The organism is Aeromonas sp. QDB56 (genome assembly GCF_027705505.1).
Lineage (GTDB): Bacteria > Pseudomonadota > Gammaproteobacteria > Enterobacterales > Aeromonadaceae > Aeromonas > Aeromonas caviae.
On the sequence record NZ_JAPDBZ010000238.1, the window covers coordinates 1 to 2,515 of the forward strand.

Sequence of the window (2,515 nt, forward strand, 5' to 3'; positions counted from 1 at the left end):
GGTGTGTTTGGAGACAGCCAGTTTACCAGCACCCTGTCTGTCAACTTCCACTTCCCCAAGATCCCGCGAAGAACCTTATTTTTGCGCAGGAAACAAGCGGCTCATGTGGCAGGAGAGAAGTGTGCGCTGGTTCACGGGCGCGTGCGAAAAGAGCAAGGGGAGGGAGATCGGTGATGAGGGGCGGGACAGGGGATGACAGGGGGGCATGCAAGAGCCTGACGGGCGGCGGACATTAAAAAAGCCAGTCGGTGAGACCGACTGGCTTTGAGGGGGAGTAGCGTGATTATTCCACCAGGCTGGCCCAGAGGTCGTACTCGTCCGCTTCGTCGATGCGGACCTTGACCATGTCGCCGGGCTTGAGGCCGGTTTCACCGTTCAGGTAGACCAGTCCGTCGATCTCGGGGGCATCGGCGGCGGAGCGGCCGGTGGCACCTTCTTCGTCCACCTCGTCGATCAGCACCAGCATCTCTTTGCCCACTTTACGGGCCAGCTTGCGGATGGAGACCTGCTGTTGCAGTTCCATGAAGCGCTGGAAGCGTTCTTCCTGCACCTCGGCCGGCACCGGATCCGGCAGTTCGTTGGCCTTGGCCCCCTCGACCGGGCTGTATTTGAAGCAGCCAACCCTGTCCAGTTCCGCCTTGTCGATGAAGTCCAGCAGCATCTGGAACTCTTCTTCGGTCTCGCCGGGGAAGCCGACGATGAAGGTGGAGCGCAGGGTGATCTCGGGGCAGATCTCGCGCCACTTCTGGATCCGCTCCAGGGTGCGCTCGACGGAGCCGGGGCGCTTCATCAATTTGAGGATGCGCGGGCTGGCGTGCTGCAGCGGGATGTCGAGGTAGGGGAGGATTTTGCCGTCGCGCATCAGGGGGATGACGTCATCCACGTGCGGGTACGGGTAGACGTAGTGCAGGCGCACCCACATACCGAGCTTGGCTAGCTCTTCGCACAGGGCCACCATGCTGGTCTTGACCGGCATGCCGTCGTAGAAACCGGTGCGGTGCTTGACGTCCACGCCGTAGGCGGAGGTGTCCTGGGAGATCACCAGGATCTCCTTCACGCCAGCCTCTTTCAGGCGCTTGGCTTCGGCCAGCACTTCGCCGATGGGACGGCTCACCAGATCCCCGCGCATGGAGGGAATGATGCAGAAGGTGCAGCGGTGGTTGCAGCCTTCGGAGATCTTGAGATAGGCGTAGTGGCGCGGGGTCAGCTTGACACCGTGGGCCGGCACCAGGCTGGTGAAGGGGTTGTGGGTGGGTTTTTCCACGTATTTGTGGACGTGGCCCAGCACCTCTTCATAGGCGTGGGGACCGGTTATTTCGAGCACCTTGGGGTGGATCTCGCGGATCTGGTTCTCTTTGGCACCCAGGCAGCCGGTGACGATCACCTTGCCGTTCTCGGCCAGGGCCTCACCGATGGCTTCCAGGGACTCTTGCACCGCGCTGTCGATGAAGCCGCAGGTGTTGACCACCACCAGCTCCGCATCGTCATAGCTGGGCACCACGTCGTACCCTTCGGTACGCAGCTGGGTCAGGATGCGTTCGGAATCGACCAGGTTTTTGGGGCATCCCAAGCTCACAAAACCAATCCTTGGGTGGTGAGACCTAATAATGCTGGAAGTTGCTTGTTGGACAGGTTGGTTGTCCAATGGCTGAGCCGGCGTGGTTGCAGGCGTCAGGCTCTCTGAGCTGGGGTCAAAACGGTTGACAGTCATAGGGTGTCGCTGGTCACTGATGCAAAAAAAAGATGGCGGATTATACCTGATGAGCAGGAAAGAGGAAGAAGTGATGTGTGCATTTTTTAACCTGTAATATTAGATTTCAATGTTCGATATTTTGTGTCTTTTCCTATGAGGTGAAGACGATGCGATCATCAACGACAGGGGCCTCGGTTACGAGTTCTGCCTCGCAGTCCTCAAGCCATCTACGGCCGCCAGCATGTGCGGGAGACCTACACTAAGGAAAGTGCGAACAAGTATCCCACGAACAAAAAATGAAAATTTTAGTCATTTAATATCAATGGGTTACCAGTAAATGCTCTCGTGCCATATGACTTATTCGCACCTTCCCCTAGATAAACGAGGTGATGCAGAAATGTCCTGCATTGCAGGTGTTGGTGGAAACGTAAAGCATTTAGTCCGTATAGCAAAGTCTGGTAGATCGATCATTGCTATCGATGGATGTCCTTTACAATGTGTCAAAAGTTGTTTGGCTATTCACAATCTCACTCCTACAAATCATGTCTTATTGAATGAGCATGGAGTCAAAAAACTTCAGAAAACAGATTTTGATTCTGATGAAGCGGATAGGCTTGTTTTTGAAATCGCACAGTTATTAACTCTTCTATAAGAGGTTGCTCCTCAAATTTATCGGTATGTATTATTCATACGTGGCTATAGATACAGGGCGGGATCGTGAATGTTTTTTAACCATGTAAACAGGTTCCTGATTACCCATGACCCTCAGCCAGCTTCAAGAGCCGATATGGCATCGGAGGGCTTGCCACGACTGCATGCCCC

General features: G+C 55.1%; 2 protein-coding genes. One reads left to right on the top strand and one right to left on the bottom strand.

The features are described from left to right. Positions 1-283: 283 nt before the first annotated feature. A complete protein-coding gene (rimO, locus tag OKB81_RS19995; RefSeq protein ID WP_233735823.1) occupies positions 284-1,711 on the bottom strand; it encodes a 30S ribosomal protein S12 methylthiotransferase RimO in 1,428 nt (475 codons plus the stop codon). Positions 1,712-2,045: 334 nt separating this feature from the next. On the opposite strand from rimO, the gene OKB81_RS20000 reads away from it, so the two are divergent. After that, positions 2,046-2,345: a putative zinc-binding protein gene (locus OKB81_RS20000; protein ID WP_270664590.1), complete on the top strand. Its 300-nt coding sequence runs from the start codon at positions 2,046-2,048 to the stop codon at positions 2,343-2,345. The last annotated feature ends 170 nt before the right edge of the window (positions 2,346-2,515 follow it).

Excerpts from the sequence above, each read along its gene's own strand:
- rimO (WP_233735823.1), bottom strand. The coding sequence starts at position 1,711 with ATGACTGTCAACCGTTTTGACCCCAGCTCAGAGAGCCTGACGCCTGCA.
- OKB81_RS20000 (WP_270664590.1), top strand. The coding sequence starts at position 2,046 with ATGACTTATTCGCACCTTCCCCTAGATAAACGAGGTGATGCAGAAATG.